General features: G+C 69.2%; 12 protein-coding genes. 11 read left to right on the top strand and 1 reads right to left on the bottom strand.

The features are described 5' to 3' along the window. The first annotated feature begins 119 nt into the window (after positions 1–119). Both Q0741_RS26590 and Q0741_RS26595 read left to right on the top strand, forming a co-directional pair. A complete protein-coding gene (locus tag Q0741_RS26590) occupies positions 120–1,304 on the top strand; it encodes an acetyl-CoA C-acyltransferase family protein (protein WP_298236211.1) in 1,185 nt (394 codons plus the stop codon). Between the two features lie 135 nt (positions 1,305–1,439). Then, a complete protein-coding gene (locus tag Q0741_RS26595) occupies positions 1,440–2,375 on the top strand; it encodes a LysR substrate-binding domain-containing protein (RefSeq protein ID WP_298236212.1) in 936 nt (311 codons plus the stop codon). Positions 2,376–2,498: 123 nt separating this feature from the next. Here Q0741_RS26595 and Q0741_RS26600 read toward each other — a convergent pair whose 3' ends face one another. Then, positions 2,499–3,638: a porin gene (locus Q0741_RS26600; RefSeq protein ID WP_298236213.1), complete on the bottom strand. Its 1,140-nt coding sequence runs from the start codon at positions 3,636–3,638 to the stop codon at positions 2,499–2,501. A 621-nt stretch (positions 3,639–4,259) separates the two neighbouring features. Here Q0741_RS26600 and Q0741_RS26605 point away from each other — a divergent pair. From Q0741_RS26605 to Q0741_RS26645, 9 genes are all read left to right on the top strand, one after another. Continuing rightward, positions 4,260–5,600, top strand: coding sequence for a C4-dicarboxylate transporter DctA (locus Q0741_RS26605; RefSeq protein ID WP_298236214.1), 1,341 nt, complete (start codon positions 4,260–4,262; stop codon positions 5,598–5,600). A 49-nt stretch (positions 5,601–5,649) separates the two neighbouring features. Continuing rightward, the gene (locus tag Q0741_RS26610; RefSeq protein WP_298236215.1) at positions 5,650–6,363 is read left to right on the top strand and encodes a GntR family transcriptional regulator; all 714 of its coding nucleotides are present in this window, start codon (positions 5,650–5,652) and stop codon (positions 6,361–6,363) included. A 176-nt stretch (positions 6,364–6,539) separates the two neighbouring features. Continuing rightward, a complete protein-coding gene (locus Q0741_RS26615; protein ID WP_298236216.1) occupies positions 6,540–6,782 on the top strand; it encodes a hypothetical protein in 243 nt (80 codons plus the stop codon). A 104-nt stretch (positions 6,783–6,886) separates the two neighbouring features. After that, a complete protein-coding gene (locus tag Q0741_RS26620; RefSeq protein ID WP_298236217.1) occupies positions 6,887–7,228 on the top strand; it encodes a malonate decarboxylase acyl carrier protein in 342 nt (113 codons plus the stop codon). Between the two features lie 175 nt (positions 7,229–7,403). Then, a complete protein-coding gene (locus tag Q0741_RS26625; RefSeq protein ID WP_298236218.1) occupies positions 7,404–8,945 on the top strand; it encodes a methyl-accepting chemotaxis protein in 1,542 nt (513 codons plus the stop codon). A gap of 221 nt (positions 8,946–9,166) precedes the next feature. Next, positions 9,167–10,084 carry a LysR family transcriptional regulator gene (locus tag Q0741_RS26630; protein ID WP_298236219.1) on the top strand — a complete coding sequence of 306 codons (918 nt, stop codon included), beginning with the start codon at positions 9,167–9,169 and terminating at the stop codon, positions 10,082–10,084. Positions 10,085–10,485: 401 nt separating this feature from the next. After that, entirely contained in the window at positions 10,486–11,442 is a 957-nt protein-coding gene (locus Q0741_RS26635) for a tripartite tricarboxylate transporter substrate binding protein (protein WP_298236222.1), read from the top strand. Between the two features lie 126 nt (positions 11,443–11,568). Continuing rightward, positions 11,569–12,942, top strand: a complete 1,374-nt coding sequence (locus Q0741_RS26640) for an SLC13 family permease (RefSeq protein WP_298236220.1) — start codon at positions 11,569–11,571, stop codon at positions 12,940–12,942. Positions 12,943–12,984: 42 nt separating this feature from the next. Then, positions 12,985–14,199 (top strand): malonate decarboxylase subunit alpha (locus Q0741_RS26645; RefSeq protein ID WP_298236221.1); only part of this gene is annotated, 1,215 nt, incomplete at its 3' end.

The raw sequence follows: 14,199 nt of genomic DNA on the forward strand, positions 1-14,199 counted from the left end.
ACAAGACCATGATGGTCTTCGGCGATGCCAAGAAGGTCGTGGAGGAGATGGTCAAGGCCGTGGAGTGATTCGGCCCTCGACGCTCCCATCGCATCGATTTTTTCCAAGGAAGCAGCACCATGACTCAGGAAGTGTTCGTTCTCTCGGCCATGCGCACGGCCATCGGCACCTTCGGCGGCTCGCTCAAGGACGTGCCGCTGGCGGAGCTGGCCACCACCGCCGTCAAGGCCGCGCTGGACAAGAGCGGCGTGGAAGCCGCGCGCATCGGCCACCTGGCCATGGGCAACGTCATCCCGACCGAGGCGCGCGACGCGTACTTGAGCCGCGTCACGGCCATCGGCGCGGGCTGCCCCCACGAGACGCCGGCCTTCAACGTCAACCGCCTGTGCGGCTCGGGCCTGCAGGCCATCGTCAACGCCTCGCAGTCGATCCTGCTGGGCGACTGCGACTTCGCCATCGGCGCCGGCGCCGAAGCCATGAGCCGCGGCCCGTACCTGATGCCGTCCGCGCGCTGGGGCCAGCGCATGGGCGACGCGCAGTTGCAGGACTACATGCTGGGCATCCTGCACGACCCCTTCGGCCGCATCCACATGGGCGTGACGGCCGAGAACGTGGCCGACCGCTTCGGCATCACGCGCGAGGAGATGGACGCGCTGGCGGTGCAAAGCCACCAGCGCGCCGCCGCGGCGATCGCCCAAGGCCGCTTCAAGGGCCAGATCGCGCCGGTGCAGATCGCCACCCGCAAGGGCACGGTGAGCTTCGAGGTGGACGAGCACGTCAAGGCCGACACCACGCTGCAGACGCTGGCCAAGATGAAGCCCGCCTTCCGCAAGGAGAGTGGCCGCGTCACCGCCGGCAACGCCTCGGGCATCAACGATGGCGCCGGCGCCGTGGTGCTGGCCAGCGGCAAGGCCGTGCAGGCCGGCGGCCTCAAGCCCATCGCGCGCCTGGTGGCCTACGCCCACGCCGGCGTGGAGCCGGAAGTCATGGGCATCGGCCCGGTGCCGGCCTCGCGCATCGCGCTGCAGCGCGCGGGGCTCAAGGTTTCGGACATGGACGTGATCGAGGCCAACGAGGCCTTCGCCGCGCAGGCCTGCGCGGTGAGCAAGGAGCTCGACCTGGACCCGGCCAAGGTCAACCCCAACGGCTCGGGCATCTCGCTGGGCCACCCGGTGGGCGGCACGGGCGCCATCATCACCACCAAGGCGCTGCACGAGCTGCAGCGCATCCAGGGCCGCTACGCGCTGGTGACGATGTGCATCGGCGGCGGCCAGGGCATCGCGGCCATCTTCGAGCGCTGCTGAGCCAGGCATCTCCCTCCATGCAATGACGCCCCAGCCGCCGCGGCGGCTGGGGCTCCATGCCGCTACCTGAAGCCGGATCAAGGGTAAACGTCCTGGTTCCAGGAAAGCCCCTTGGTAAGTTAATCTTCAGAAGCCATGGAACTTCGACATTTGCGCTACTTCATCGCCGCCGCCGAGGAGGAGCATTTCGGGCGTGCCTCGGAACGGCTGCACGTGACCCGGCCGGCGGTCTCGCAGATCATTGCCGACCTTGAGGGCGAGCTCGGCACGCAGCTGTTCGAGCGGCATGCCCACCGCGTGAAGCTCACCGCCGCGGGCCGGGCCCTGCTGCCGCAGCTGCAGACGATCATGGGCGACCTGAGCCAGGCGGTGACCATGGCCAGGCGCGTGGGCGAGGGCAAGAGCGGGGCGCTCAACATCGGCTACGGCTCGTTGACCTTGCACCATCCCCTGTTCCGTGCGGCCATCAAGCAGTTCCACGAGAGCTATCCGGACGTCAAGCTCTCGCTGTTCGAGATCCCGACGTCGGAGCAGCCCAGGGCGCTGACGGAAGGCCGCATCCATGCGGGCTTCATGCACTTCGGCCCCAAATCCAGCGCGGGCTCGCGCAAGAAGCGGGCGAACGGCGTGCTGCCGCAGGACGAGACGGTGCTGGATCGCCTTCGCATCCAGTCGGGCAGCCTCGGTGTCGTCTTTCCCCATGACCATCCGCTGGCGCAGCGCAAGAGCGTTGCATTGGCCGAGCTGGCCCATGAGCGGTTCGTGGTGGTCCCGGGGTCGAGCGTGAGCCCGGGGTTCGGGCCGCTGTACGCCTTGTGCCAGAAGGCGGGCTTCGAGCCGCGGATCGAACAGGAAGTGAGCTCGATCGCCTCGCAGCTCAATCTGGTGTCCGTCGGCATGGGCATCGGGCTGACCGTGATCGGCAAGGACTTCAGCTACCCGGCCAGTCTCGCCGTTGTGCCGCTGAGCGACGTCAATTACACGACCACCTTCGTGCTGAGCTGGATCAAGGGCCGCACGGAGCCGGTGCTGGACCGCCTCATCGGCATCGTGAAGGCGCTGTCGAAGTGACCCGGCGCGGCACGCGCTGGCGTGCCGTTCCTCGATGACCCCGTGCGAAGGCCTGCCACCCTCGTTGCCAGGGCGGCAGGCTTGAGAAAGGAAAGGGCAGCCGGGCTGCCCTGGCGGCCCGCTTCAGAAGCGGTGGCGTATGCCGACGGCGACGCCGGCCTGGTTGGGGTACAGCGGCGCGGCTTCACTGCTGCGCACCACGCCCACGGGCGTTTGCCGGGCGCCGTCGCGCTCGGCCCAGGCGTAGGCGGCGGCCATGTAGAAGTCCGTGCGCTTGGACAGCGCGTAGTTGCCGGCGAGCACCACCATGGTCGGGTCCGAGGAGGTGTCCGGAATGTCTTCCCTGTAGACCGCGGCCACGGCGCGCAGCGGCGTGCTCACCTGGTACTCCAGGCCGGCCCAGTACAGCTTGCTTTTGCGGTCCGCGTCGGCCGTCGGCTCCTGCTTGTAGCGGATGGTGCCCAGCGTCATGGCGGCGGGCCCCAGCCGGTACTTCGCCGAGAGGCTGAGGGCGCGCGTCTCGGAGAACGCGCCTTCGGCATTGGGCACGCCGTTGCGCTGGTCGTAGGACGCTTCGACGGACAGGGCGGGAATCACGGTCCACATCGCGCCGATGCCGTAACCGGAGGCGGCCTTGGTGCGTCCCGTCTGCTCGCCGAAGGAGTAGTGGGTGACGGTCTTGACCGGCCCCGTATCGACCGAGTACTTCACCATGTTGTTCAGCCGCGAGCTGAACGAGTAGGTCGAATCGGAACCGTTGGACGGCAGCCAGGAATAGCGGGGCGCCACGGCCATCGGGTCGTGCGGAACCACCAGGTCGTAGATGGCCGTGGTGGTGCGGCCGAGCTGCAGCCGCCCCCATGACTTCGACGACAGCCCGATCCAGGCCTGGCGCGCGAACAGTCCGCCCGTCGATTCACCGGTATCGCCCGCGAAGCCGTTTTCCAGCGCGAACTGGGCCGTGAGCCCGTTGCCCAGCGGCTCTGAGCCCCTGAAGCCGAACCGCGAGGTGTTCCAGCCGCCCGAGCCCACGCGTGTCACGCCGGAGCGGCCCGCTTCGGGTCGGCGCGGATCGTTGGGAACGTGGTTGAGGTGCTCGACGTAGTAGTCGACGATCCCGTAGATCGTCACCGAACCGGTGCCGGCGCTGCCGCCATTGCCGGCGCCATTGCCGTTTCCATTGCCGTTGCCGTTGCTTTGCGCCATGGCCTGCAGCGGCAGTACGGCGGCTGCAGCCAGCAAGGCCGCATGAGTGAGTTTCATGGCTGTCCCCTCTTGGTGGTCGTCCCGCGATGAACGGGCTGCAGGGGAGTCTGGGATAGCGCCGAAGATCAGTCCATTCACATATTCTTCGTGGGCAGGAAAGTTGCACTTACCTGGGTTCCGAGCCGGCAGGCATGGGTGCCAGCGCATCCAGAAGTTGCAAGCTCAACTTCGACGGTGAATCCAGGGCCGGTGCGTTTCGTGCCTTGCTGTGCGTGAGGCCTTGCGCGCGTTGCCGCGCTTCATACCGACTTTTGATGCCGGCTTGAAGAATCCCGTCACACCGAGCGGAGGCGGGTGTCCACGAACTCCGGGCGGCATCCCGGTCCGCGTGGATGCCCGCCCCCGCCTACGCGGGGGCAGGCTCTGCGCGGGCATGACGGAATGACTTCACCGGCCATCGCGAACCGGGATCAGAGGCTTGCGCGGTCTGGCACGTCGCCGTTCAGGCCGACCGGCTTCTTTGCCCCCGTCCCAACTGCCCGCTTCCCTCCCGGGCTGTTGCTGCACTGCAGCAGGCAACGGGGAAAACCCCAAAAGGCAAACCGCGACTCCTTGCCTACATTGCTTGCATACAAGCTTGGGCACAAGGTCCTGTTGCTTGGTGCTTTGGAGAACGTCATGCCCCGATTCCTTCGTTCCCTTTTTGGCCAGGTGGTGCTGGCATTGATTGCCGGCGTCCTGCTCGGCCTGCTGGTGCCCGAGGCCGCCGTGAAGCTCAAGCCGCTGGGCGATGGCTTCATCAAGCTGATCAAGATGGTCATTCCCGTGCTGGTGTTCTGCGTGGTGGTGCACGGCATCGCCGGCGCGGGCGACCTCAAGCGCGTGGGCCGTGTCGGCGTGAAGGCGCTGGTCTATTTCGAGGTGGTCACCACCATCGCGCTGGCCCTGGGCCTGGTGCTGGCATTCGTGTTCCAGCCCGGCGTGGGCATGAACGTGGACCCGAAGGCGCTGGACGCCTCGGCCATGAGCGCCTACGCCGAGAACGCCAGCAAGCTGGAGAGCGGCGGCACGGTGGACTTCCTGATGAAGCTGATCCCGACCACGGTGGTCAACGCCTTCGCCACGGGCGACGTGCTGCAGGTGCTGGTGTTCGCGGTGCTGTTCGGCTGCGCGCTGTCCTTGCTCGGTCCGCGCGGCGCGCCGGTGGCGGATTTCGTGGACACGCTCTCGCACGTGCTGTTCAAGATCATGGGCATCCTGATCCGCCTGGCGCCGCTGGGCGTGCTCGGCGCGATCGCCTTCACGGTGGGCAAGTACGGCATCGGCTCGCTCAAGCAGCTCGGCATGCTGGTGGCGCTGTTCTACCTCGCGGTGACGCTGTTCGTGGTCTTCATCCTGGGTGGCATCCTGCGCCTGGCCGGCTTCAACATCTTCAAGCTGCTGCGCTACCTGCGCGAGGAACTGGCCGTGGTGCTGGCCACCACCTCCAGCGACAGCGTGCTGCCGCAGATCATGGCCAAGCTGCGCCGCATGGGCGTGCGCGACTCCACGGTGGGCCTGGTCATTCCCACCGGCTACTCCTTCAACCTGGACGCCTTTTCCATCTACATCACGCTGGCGGCGGTGTTCATTGCGCAGGCCACCAACACGCCCATCGGCATGGCGGACCTGCTGACGATCCTGGCCATCTCGCTGGTGACCTCCAAGGGCGCGCACGGCGTGCCGGGCTCGGCCATCGTGGTGCTGGCAGCCACGCTGCATGCCGTGCCCGCGATTCCCGCCATCGGCCTGGTGCTGGTGCTGTCGGTGGACTGGTTCATGGGCATCGCGCGTGCCCTGGGCAACCTGATCGGCAACTGCGTGGCCACGGTGGCGGTGGCGGCCTGGGAAGGCGACATCGACCGCGAGCGGGCCCATGCGGTGCTCGACGGCCGTTTCGCCGACGAGGACCTGGGCGACGTGGAAGCTGTGCCGGAGGTCACGCCGCCGCTGGTTCGTACCGGCGGGGTCAGCGCCTGAGGCCCGGTGGCCGGCGGGAGCCGGCTCCTGAACCGATACAGTCACCTCCATGCCCAGCCAGTCTGAAATTGCCCAGCGTGTCGTCGAGTCCATCCTGGCCCAGCGCCTGCTGCCGGGCGAGCGCCTGGGCGAGCAGGAACTGGCGGACCTGTTCGGCGTGAGCCGCACGCTGGTGCGCGAGGCGCTGATGCAGTTGCAGGCGCGCGGCTTCGTCGAGGTGCGCAGCCGCAAGGGCTGGTACGTGGTGGAGCCCTCGGCCGAGGAGGCACGCGACGCCTTCGCGGCGCGGCGCGCGGTGGAGTCGGGGCTGCTGGCGCAGGCCAGCCAGCGCTTCGAAAGCGAGGGCCGGCCGCTGCAGTCGGCGGTGAAGCGGTTGCGCCAGCACCTGGCGCAGGAGCGTGCCGCCATCGAGCAGTCCGACCCGGCCACGCGCGCCTTCATGCTGGCGGACTTCCACGTCTGCCTGGCCGAGTGCCTGGGCCACCGGGTGCTGGCCGACATGCTGCGCGACCTCGCCGCGCGCACCACGCTGGTGGCCACGCTCTACCAGTCCACCCACGATGCACAGGAGTCCTGCGAGGACCATGCGCGCATCGTCGATGCCATCGAGGAAGGCGATTTCGAGCTGGCCGCCGCCCTGATGCTGCAGCACATCGGCAACGTGGAGGACGCGCTGGGCCAGTCCGCCGCCACGGCCGAGGACGCCCGGGAGCGGCTGCGCGCTTCGCTGGCGCCGGTGGCGCCGCCGCGGGTGGCGGGGTGAGGGGCGCGCCGCGCCGGCTGTGACCAATTACCCGATCGCCGCCGTTTCGGGCACGCGGCACGAAGCCGTGTCCGGCGCATGGCAAAAGTGCACGTGTGGCGAGCGGTTGCCGTGACTACGCTGTATCTCATCCAGGGCCGGGCACGGCGCCGGTCCTGGGTGCGAAGGAGAGCAGCATGTACACGACACCGGGCAGCTACGCGACGATCTCGGCTCTCAGGGCCGGCAACCATCAGAAGGGCGGTTTCCTGCTGCGCTTCAACTGCCTTTTCACGGGGCGCGGGCTGAGCTTCCCCTGTGATGCCGAAGGTGTCGTGGACCTCGATGCGCTGAGCGAGCCGGCGCGCGGCAACCTCGCCCGGGCGCTGCGCAGCGTGGGCCGCGACTACAGCACGCCGCAGGTGGTCCCCGCCTATTGATCCGGCCGCGAAGCGCCGCGAGGGTCCGGGCCAAGCACGCCGGCAAGGCGTTTGCCGATCTGGGCGTCGGCGAGTGCCTCACTGCTGAAGGAAAGGAGCTGGCGATGACGGACCTGGCGGGCATCGAGACCCTGGATTTCGACTTCCACGGCGTACGCCCTGTCGGCGCCTTTGCGCCGGTGCGGGTGGGCGACCTGGAGGCCGGCCGCATGGAACTGCTGCTGGAGCCCGATGCCTCGCTGGGCAACGGCTGCCACGTGCAGGTGCGTACGACCACGCACGGCAACCAGGCCACGTGGCTGGCGATGCTGGACCAGTTCCACCAGCGCCATCCGCTGTCCGGCGTGCGCATCTCGATCACCGACCGGGGAGCGGCTCCCGCGGTGGTCAGCCTGCACCTGGAGCAGGCCGTGGAGCGGCTGCCGCTGCCGGGCCGCCCGGGCTGAGCCCCCAAGCCCTCGCCGCGCCGTCCGCGGCGCAGCCGGCCGACGGCCAGGCAACCGGGAATCGGTGATGAATTGCCCGGTTCCTGCATTGACGCAGCTCAATGGCGGGCCAGAAGTGCCGAAGGGACGGCTTGATCCCGGCCCCACGCCGGTTCTCAAGCCGTACCGCACCCTCATGACCAAGCTGTTTCACTGGAACATCGGCGCCCGCCTCGCACTGAGCTTCGCGGGCATCGTCGGCCTCATTGCCATCCTGGCCGCCACCGCCTTCATCGAGCTGGGCTCGGCACAGGACGAAATTCAAGAGCTCACCGGGCTGCAGTCCCAACGGCAGCAGCTCGCCACCGAGTGGCGCGAGAACGTCGTGCTCAACTCGCAGCGTGCGCTGGCCATCTTCTACAGCGCGGACAAGACGCTGGCCGATCGCTTCGGCGAGGACATGAAGCGGGTGACGGTGCGCACCACCGAGATCCAGAAGCGCTTCACCGAGATCGAGTCCGCGCCCGAAGCCGTGGCCCTCATGGAGCGCCTGGCCAAGGTCCGGGCGCAGTACCTGGCGGAGCGCGACGCCCTGCTCAAATCGCCGCCGGCCGAGCCGGAGGCCCTGGAGCGGTCCACGCAGGACTTCAAGGCCACCGCGCAAGCCTACGTGGAAGCCGCCACCGCTCTCACGCGCTACGAGCAGGCGCACAGTGCCGCGCTGAGCGAGGACATGGACCAGAAGCTGGCGACGACCCGGACGCGCCTGGTCGGGGCGGCCGTAGTGTGCGCGCTGCTGGCTGGCGTGCTGGGTTGGCTGCTGACGCACAGCATCGTGCGGCCCCTGGCCGCGGCGCAGGCCTCGGCCGAGCGCATCGCCGGCGGCGACCTCACGGTGGAACTGCGCGCGGAGCGCCGCGACGAGGTGGGCCGCCTGCTGCAGGCCATTGCCGGCATGCAGGAGGCGCTGCGCCACCTGGTCGGCGACATCCGGACCTCGGTGGACAGCATCGGCACGGCCAGCGCCGAGGTGGCGGCCGGCAACCACGACCTCAGCGCGCGCACCGAGGAAACCTCGGCCAGCCTGCAGCAGACGGCCAGTTCCGTGGAGCAGATCTCCAGCAACATGCGCCAGAGCTCCGACTCCGCCAGCGAAGCCGACCGGCTGGCACGCGAGGCCTCGTCGGTGGCGGGACAGGGCGGCCAGGCCGTGCTGCGCGTGGTGACGACCATGGACGCCATCAATCAGAGCTCCAGGCGCATCGGCGACATCGTGGGCGTGATCGACGGCATCGCGTTCCAGACCAACATCCTCGCGCTCAACGCCGCGGTCGAGGCGGCCCGCGCCGGCGAGCACGGCCGGGGCTTCGCCGTGGTGGCCAGCGAGGTGCGCGCGCTGGCGCAGCGCAGCGCCACCGCCGCGCACGAGATCAAGGCCCTGATCGAGGACAGCCTGCAGCGGGTGGAAGCCGGCGCCCGGGAAGCGCAGGACGCCGGGCGCACCATCGAAGGCGTGGTGCAGAGCGTGCACCGCGTCTCGGAGATCGTCAGCCGCATCACCACGGCGGCCAGCGAGCAGGCCGAGGGCATCGGCGAAGTCAACGACGCCGTCGCCCAGCTGGACCAGGCCACGCAGCAGAACGCCGCGCTGGTGGAGCAGTCCGCCGCCGCGGCCTCCAGCCTCAAGGACCAGGCGCTCACGCTGTCGCGCGCGGTGCAGCGCTTCCGGCTGGCTTGATAGGGATTCCAAGGGCTTCGCAAACTCTCAGGCCCGTTCGGGCCGAGCCCGTCGAAGCCCTGTGGCGACTACCGAGCGCCTGCCCTTCGACAAGGCTCCCCTGAGCTTGTCGAAAGGCTCTGGACGAACGGGAAGAGCCTGTTTCCTTCGGGCTGGTATGGCGGGACAGCGCACGCTGGTCGGCCTCGCGCCCAGCGTGCGCGCGTGCCTTAATCCGGCCCATGAACGAATACCCCATCGCCGAGGAAGTCAGCTTCCGCAAGCTGGCCGTGCTGCTGACCTTCATGGAGACGGGCAACCTGGCCCGCGCCGCGGAGCGGCTGGACACCAGCCCGGTGAGCGTGCACCGGGCGCTGCACTCGCTGGAGGCCGGGCTGCGCTGCACGCTGTTCCGCCACGAGGGGCGCAACCTGCTGCCCACGCCGGCGGCCCAGGTACTGGCGGATGCGGCGCGCGAGGTGCTGCGCGGCATGTCCGAGGGCATCCGCGCCGCGCGCGAGGCTGCGGGCTACGGGTCGGACCGCATGCGCATCGGCTCGCTGTACTCGCTCACCAGCCGCACCGTGCCGCGGCTGGTGGTGGGGCTCAAGCAGCGCCGCCCCGACGTGCAGACCGAGCTGGTGCTGGGCTCCAACGCCGACCTGCTGCAGAAGCTGCGCGAGGGATCGGCGGACGCGGCGCTGCTGGGCCTGCCGGCGGAGCTGCCCGACATGCAGCTGGAGCCGCTGTTCGAGGACGACATGCACTTCGCCGCGCCCTCGGACTCGCGCTACGCCAGGCTGCGGGAAGTGGACCTGGGCGCCTGCGCCGAGGAGCGCTTCGTCAGCCTGGCCGAGGGCTTCGTCACCTCCAGCGGCTTCGTGGAGGCCTTCCGCCTGGCCGGCTTCACGCCCAACGTGGTGATGAAGACGGGCGACATCTTCTCGCTCATGAACCTGGTGCACGGCGGCATCGGCTGCACGCTGCTGCCCGGGCGCGTGCGCCGCGCGCTGCCCGCGGGCGTGGAGCTGATCCCGCTGCAGGCGCGCTACCGCATGCGCCAGACCATCGCGCTGGTGTTCCTGCGCACGCGCGAGCGCGACCCCAACCTGCTGGCGCTGCTGGCCGAGTGCCGCAGCGCCAAGGCCGAGCTGGTTTGATTCCAGGCCGTCCAAGCTCCAGGAGACCTCCGTCATGCCCGCGAAGGCGGGCATCCACGAACCACGCGATGCAGCCCGGCAGGCGTGGACACCCGCTCCCCGCCTGCGCGAGGACAGGCTCCGCGGGTGTGACGGGGCTCCTTTGTTTGCCATCGCGACTTCGCATAAACCCGGCCTTGCGCTGCACCGTTACGGCTACCGTTACGCCGTCCGTAACGCTCGTGCGCGCAGCGTGATTGATGGGGAGATTGCGGACGCCTAACTTCGTTTCCACAACAACCGGGCGGCGCCATGCCGCCCATGACAGGAGACAAGGCATGAAGATCCGCTCGTCCTCGCGCGCCCTGACGGGCGCGCCGTCCTTTGCGGCCCCCGTCCGTTCGACCCGCCGGCAGTGGCTGATGCTGGGCGCCGCGGCGCTGGCCGGCGTGTCGGTCGCCGGTGGCGCGCAGGCGCAAGCCTGGCCGGCGAAGCCGGTGACGGTCATCGTTCCGTTCCCGGCCGGCGGCGGCACCGACGCCTTCGCCCGGCCGCTGTTCGCCACGCTGTCCAGGCTGCTGGGCCAGCAGGTGCTCATCGACAACAGGGGCGGCGCCGGCGGCAACGTGGGCGCGACGCTGGCGGCCAAGGCCCAGCCCGACGGCTACACCTGGTTCATGGGCGCGGTGCACCACGCCATCGCGCCGTCGATCTACCCCAAGCTGGACTACCACCTGGAGAAGGACTTCGTGCCCGTGGCGCTGCTGGCCAGCGTGCCGCAGGTCGTCATCGTCAATCCCAAGCGCGTGCCGGCCAATACGCTGCAGGAACTCCTGGCCTACGCCAAGGCCAACCCGGGCAAGGTCAGCTTCGGTTCCGCGGGCAACGGCACCTCGCACCACCTGGCGGGCGAGCTGTTCAAGCTGCAGACCGGCGTGCAGCTCATGCACGTGCCCTACCGCGGCGCCGGCCCGGCACTGCAGGACGTGATGGCCGGGCAGATCGACATGATGTTCGACGGGCTGGGCTCCTCGGCGACGCACATCAAGGGCGCCCGGGTGAAGGCGCTGGCGGTGGCCGGCACGCAGCGCGCCCCCGGCTTCCCCGACATTCCCACCGCCGCGGAGGGCGGCGTGCCCACCTACCAGGTTGCCACCTGGTACGGCCTGTGGGCGCCCAAGGGCACGCCGGCGGCGGCGATCGAGCGCATGAACGCCGAACTGGCAAAAGCCTTTGCCAGCAAGGAGATCAAGGACGCCTGGACCGGCCTGGGTGCCGAGACGCCCACGCTCACCGGCAAGGCCTTCGGCGATTTCGTTGCCTCTGAAACCAAGCGCTGGGGCGAGGTGGTGAAGGCGGCGAACGTGAAGCTGGACTGATCCGCCTCACTTTTACGCCCAGCGAAACGGTTGCACCAGCAGCTTCATTGTTCAGCCGGCACCCGCCGATTAACTTTGCCTCCAGAAATCGATACGGCCCAAGCCGAGCAACTGGAGACAAACGGCATGAACAATCACTGGCTTTCGATCGCCCCGCTGGGCGCGATGTTCGTGGTGGCCACCGCGCTGCCGATCAACATGGGCGTGCTCGCCTTCGTGGGCGCGTTCCTGGTGGGAACCGTGGTGGCGGGCATGAATGCCAAGGCCATCCTGCTCGGCTTCCCGGCCGACCTGTTCCTGACGCTGGCCGGCATCACGTACCTGTTCGCGCTGGCGCAGAACAACGGCACCATCGACTGGCTCGTGGGCCTGGCGGTGCGCGCGGTGCGCGGGCGCATCGCGGCCATTCCCTGGATCATGTTCATGATCGCCGCGGCCCTCACCGCGGTGGGCGCCGTCAGCCCGGCGGCGGTGGCGATCATCGCGCCCATCGCCCTGGGCTTCGCCGCCCGGCACAACATCAACCCGCTGATGATGGGCCTGATGGTGATCCACGGCGCGCAGGCCGGCGGCTTCTCGCCCATCAGCATCTACGGCGGCATCACCAACAAGGTCGTGGCCAAGGCCGGGCTGCCGCTGAGCGAGCTGACCACCATGCTGGCGAGCTTCGGCATCAACTTCGCCGTGGCGCTGGGCCTGTTCGTGTGCATGGGCGGCCTGAAGCTCATGCGCCGCCAGCCGGCCGGTTTCAGCAACTCGCTGCTGGACCAGATCCCGGACGTGACGCACGCCCAGTCCGGCGCGCAGGTCTTCGGCGATGCCGAGGCCGAGGCCCTGGGCGAGGCCCGCCGCACCGCACAGGGCGACTCCACGCTGATCAAGGGCGACGGCACGCCCGCCGCCACCGGCGCGCGTTTCTACCAAGTCATCACGGCCCTCGGCTTGCTCGCACTGGCCGTGCTCACGCTGGTCTACAAGCTCGACATCGGCTTCGTCTCCATCAGCATCGGCCTGCTGCTGAGCCTGCTGCAGCCCAACCTGCAGAAGGCCGCGCTGGGGCAGGTGTCGTGGCCGGAGATCATGCTGATCGTGGGCGTGAGCACCTACGTGGCCGTGATGGAGAAGATGGGCACCATCGCCTGGGTCGGCGACAGCGTGGCGACCTTCAGCTCGCCGCTGATGGCCGCGCTGCTGCTGTGCGTGGTGGGTGCCGTCATCTCCGCCTTCGCTTCCTCCACCGCGGTGCTGGGCTCGCTGATCCCGCTGGCCGTGCCCTTCCTGCAGGGTGACGCGGGCGTGGGCGCCATCGGCTTCATCGCCGCCATGGCCGTGTCCTCGACCATCGTGGACGTCAGCCCCTTCTCCACCAACGGGGCGCTGGTGCTGGCCAACGCCAAGAACGTGGACCGCGACCGCTTCTTCCGCCAGCTCCTGGTCTACGGCGGCGCCGTGACCGTGATCGCACCCGTCGTGGTGTGGCTGCTGTTCGTGGTGCTGTGACGCCCGCGCGGCCCGCCTAACCTCCATCAACCCCACACGCCCATGACCACAAGACACTGGACCACCCGCGCGGACAACCGCGCCGCGCGCCTGGCGCGCGCCGCCCAGGCCCTGGGCCCGCGGCTGCGCGGCAGGATCGCCGAAACCGGCGCCATCACCGAGCTGCTCGAAGCCGTGATCGAGCCCCGGGACCGCGTCTGCCTCGAAGGCAACAACCAGAAGCAGGCCGACTTCCTGGCCCGCTCGCTGGTGCAGCTGGACCCGGCGCGCGTGCACGGCCTGCACATGGTGCAGTCGGTGCTGGCGCTGCCCGAGCACCTGGACATCTTCGACTTGGGGCTCGCCGCGAAGCTGGACTTCAGCTTCTCCGGCCCGCAAGGGGCACGGCTGGCGAAGCTGGTGTCCGCGGGCCGCATCGAGATCGGTGCCATCCACACCTACCTGGAGCTGTTCTCGCGCTACTTCGTGGACCTCACGCCCCAGGTGGCGCTGGTGGCGGCGCAGGCGGCCGATGCGCAAGGCAACCTCTACACCGGGCCCAACACCGAGGACACGCCCGCCATCGTCGAGGCCACGGCGTTTTCCGGCGGCATCGTCATCGCGCAGGTGAACGAGCTGGTCGAGGGCGGCACGGCGCTGCCGCGCATCGACATCCCGGCCGACTGGGTGAGCTTCGTGGTCAAGGCGCCGCGGCCCAACTTCATCGAGCCGCTGTTCACGCGCGACCCGGCGCAGATCAGCGAGATCCAGGTGCTGATGGCGATGATGGCCATCAAGGGCATCTATGCCGAGTACGGCGTGCAGCGGCTGAACCACGGCATCGGCTTCGACACCGCGGCCATCGAGCTGCTGCTGCCGACCTACGGCGAGCAGCTGGGCCTCAAGGGCAAGATCTGCAAGCACTGGGCGCTGAACCCGCACCCGGCGCTGATCCCGGCCATCGAGGCCGGCTGGGTGGAGTCCATCCACTCCTTCGGCTCCGAGCTGGGCATGGAGGACTACATCCGCGCCCGCTCCGACGTGTTCTTCACCGGGCCCGACGGCAGCCTGCGCAGCAACCGCGCCTTCTGCCAGGCCGCGGGCCACTATGCCTGCGACCTGTTCATCGGCTCCACGCTGCAGCTCGACCTGGACGGCAACAGCTCCACCGCCACGCTGGGGCGCATCGCCGGCTTCGGCGGCGCGCCCAACATGGGCGCCGACGCGCGCGGGCGCCGCCACGTCAGCCCGGCCTGGCTGCGCGCCGGGCAGGAGGCG

Origin of the sequence: uncultured Azohydromonas sp., from assembly GCF_937926365.1 — a bacterium.
In the GTDB taxonomy this organism is placed as follows: Bacteria; Pseudomonadota; Gammaproteobacteria; order Burkholderiales; family Burkholderiaceae_C; genus Azohydromonas.

Bases quoted from the DNA above. Each gene is read 5' to 3' on its own strand.
- Q0741_RS26630 (WP_298236219.1), top strand. From the start codon at position 9,167: ATGAACGAATACCCCATCGCCGAGGAAGTCAGCTTCCGCAAGCTGGCC.
- Q0741_RS26625 (WP_298236218.1), top strand. From the start codon at position 7,404: ATGACCAAGCTGTTTCACTGGAACATCGGCGCCCGCCTCGCACTGAGC.
- Q0741_RS26610 (WP_298236215.1), top strand. From the start codon at position 5,650: ATGCCCAGCCAGTCTGAAATTGCCCAGCGTGTCGTCGAGTCCATCCTG.
- Q0741_RS26640 (WP_298236220.1), top strand. From the start codon at position 11,569: ATGAACAATCACTGGCTTTCGATCGCCCCGCTGGGCGCGATGTTCGTG.
- Q0741_RS26605 (WP_298236214.1), top strand. From the start codon at position 4,260: ATGCCCCGATTCCTTCGTTCCCTTTTTGGCCAGGTGGTGCTGGCATTG.
- Q0741_RS26635 (WP_298236222.1), top strand. From the start codon at position 10,486: ATGCTGGGCGCCGCGGCGCTGGCCGGCGTGTCGGTCGCCGGTGGCGCG.
- Q0741_RS26590 (WP_298236211.1), top strand. From the start codon at position 120: ATGACTCAGGAAGTGTTCGTTCTCTCGGCCATGCGCACGGCCATCGGC.
- Q0741_RS26600 (WP_298236213.1), bottom strand. From the start codon at position 3,638: ATGAAACTCACTCATGCGGCCTTGCTGGCTGCAGCCGCCGTACTGCCG.
- Q0741_RS26595 (WP_298236212.1), top strand. From the start codon at position 1,440: ATGGAACTTCGACATTTGCGCTACTTCATCGCCGCCGCCGAGGAGGAG.
- Q0741_RS26615 (WP_298236216.1), top strand. From the start codon at position 6,540: ATGTACACGACACCGGGCAGCTACGCGACGATCTCGGCTCTCAGGGCC.
- Q0741_RS26620 (WP_298236217.1), top strand. From the start codon at position 6,887: ATGACGGACCTGGCGGGCATCGAGACCCTGGATTTCGACTTCCACGGC.